This window comes from Paenisporosarcina sp. P4_E4_2, assembly GCF_056401595.1.
On record NZ_JBFUJC010000449.1, the window covers coordinates 1 to 2,077 of the forward strand.

The 2,077-nt window shown below is 48.1% G+C and carries 2 protein-coding genes and 1 pseudogene; all 3 read right to left on the reverse strand.

Annotated elements, in window-relative coordinates; translation table 11 throughout:
- On the reverse strand, window positions 1-420 hold a 420-nt coding region (locus AC1DSB_RS18480; RefSeq protein ID WP_477587328.1), incomplete at its 3' end, for an arginase family protein.
- A complete protein-coding gene (gene hutI / locus AC1DSB_RS18485; protein WP_477531047.1) occupies window positions 421-1,674 on the reverse strand; it encodes an imidazolonepropionase in 1,254 nt (417 codons plus the stop codon).
- Window positions 1,671-2,077: pseudogene (locus tag AC1DSB_RS18490) on the reverse strand (urocanate hydratase); the annotation flags it as partial. The gene hutI and the pseudogene AC1DSB_RS18490, both read right to left, overlap by 4 nt.

Sequence of the window (2,077 nt, forward strand, 5' to 3'; positions counted from 1 at the left end):
CTCGTCTGGGTAGGCCTTCTTAAGACCTCTTACCGCACATGCAGTTACAGAATGATCGCCACCAATTAAACATGTAGTTGATTGTTCAAATGTGCGGACTAATTCATATGWAGTGTCTTCAATGYGTTCATGTGACATTAAAATATCGGTCGTATGCATAACGACATCTCCCGCATCACGAACGATGTAGCTAGATAAATCCAAGTCCTCATCTAAGTTATACGTGGAGAACCCTTTCCACAATTTGCGGAATTCCATTGGATATAAGGAAGCGCCGGAAACACTGATTGAAGAGCGGGAAATGGGCGCGCCATAAATCACCATGTCCGGAGACTGTTCAGCAAGCGGTTTTACCCACTGATGTACGAAATCTCCGGAAGCATCGCGCCATGACCATTCAGGCAGTTGTAAATGTTTCATTTAACCCACCACCTGTACACCTTTTTTCCACACCGAACCAACGTGATTCACGCCGAAAAGATATTGCAGCTCCTGGTAATTGGATACATTCCACATTACGACATCCGCTTGTTTGCCCGCTTCCAATGAACCGACATTCTCTTGCATGCCAATGGCACACGCAGCGTTCATCGTTGCGGCAACCAATGCTTCTGCAGGAGTTAGACGCATAGAGATGCAGGCCAAATTCATGACCAAAGGCATCGAAGTCGTTGGTGACGAACCAGGATTGCAGTCTGTTGAGATGGCTACGGCTACACCTGCATCAATCATCGCACGGCCTTTTGCTGCTTCTTCACGTAAATACAGAGCGGTCGCTGGCAAAAGACAGGCAATGACGCCTGCTTCAGCCATTAAACGCACACCTTCATCAGATGCTTTCAATAGATGTTCCGCTGAAATTGCACCAACTTTGGCAGCCAGTTCCGCGCCACCGTAAGACTCAATTTCATCAGCATGAATTTTGGGAATCAAGCCGAGTTTTTTGCCTGCTTCTAAAATTCGTTCGGACTGTTCCGGTGTGAATACTCCGACTTCACAAAAAACATCGTTAAAAACAGCTAATTTTTCTTCCGCAACTTTCGGCAACATGTCATTTACCAAAAGATCGATGTACTCGTCTTCTTGTCCTTTATATTCCTGAGGGACTGCATGAGCGCCCATAAACGTTGGAACCAAGTCAATCGGATGACTTTCATTCAATCGTTTCATCACTCTCAGTTGTTTCAATTCCGTTTCCAAATCTAGTCCATAGCCACTTTTGCCTTCCACGGTTGTCACGCCATGCTCAAGGAACGAGTCTAGGCGGCGCGTTGTTTGTTCCACCAGTTCGTCTTCTGACGCATCTCGTGTCATACGTGTTGTCGCATGAATACCGCCACCAGCATTCATGATTTCCATGTACGTTGCACCTTCGAGACGCATTTCGAATTCACGTTCGCGGCTTCCTCCATATGATATGTGCGTATGCGGATCGACCAGACCCGGTGTCACCAAACGCCCTGTTGCATCGATAATATCCGCTTCATGGGCACGTGTGCCATATAAAGCTTCAAGCTCAGACGTCGTGCCCACCGCCACTACTTTTCCATTTTCCATCCACACACTGCCATCTGCGATCAACCCGAGGTCAGACATTCCTTCTCGAACTCGGGGGCCGTTTTCACCGGCTACCGTTACAAGTTGTGCTGCATTTTTTATCCAAACCGGAATCATGCTTCAGACCCCTTTAGCATCGGAATGTTGACGCCTTTTTCACGCGCAGTCTCAATCGCCAAATCATAGCCTGCATCGACGTGACGGACGATACCCATTCCTGGATCAGTTGTTAATACACGTTCCAGACGAACTTCTGCTTCTTTTGTACCGTCCGCTAAAATGACCATTCCGGCATGAATGGAATAGCCCATGCCTACACCACCGCCATGGTGAACGGATACCCATGTCGCGCCGCCCACTGCATTGACCATCGCGTTCAAAATCGGCCAATCCGCAACAACGTCCGAGCCGTCTTTCATTGCTTCGGTTTCACGATTCGGTGAAGCTACTGATCCTGAGTCCAAATGGTCACGTCCGATAACGATTGGCGCACTCAATTCGCCGCTTGCTACCATATCGT

Excerpts from the sequence above, each read along its gene's own strand:
- hutI (WP_477531047.1), bottom strand. The coding sequence starts at position 1,674 with ATGATTCCGGTTTGGATAAAAAATGCAGCACAACTTGTAACGGTAGCC.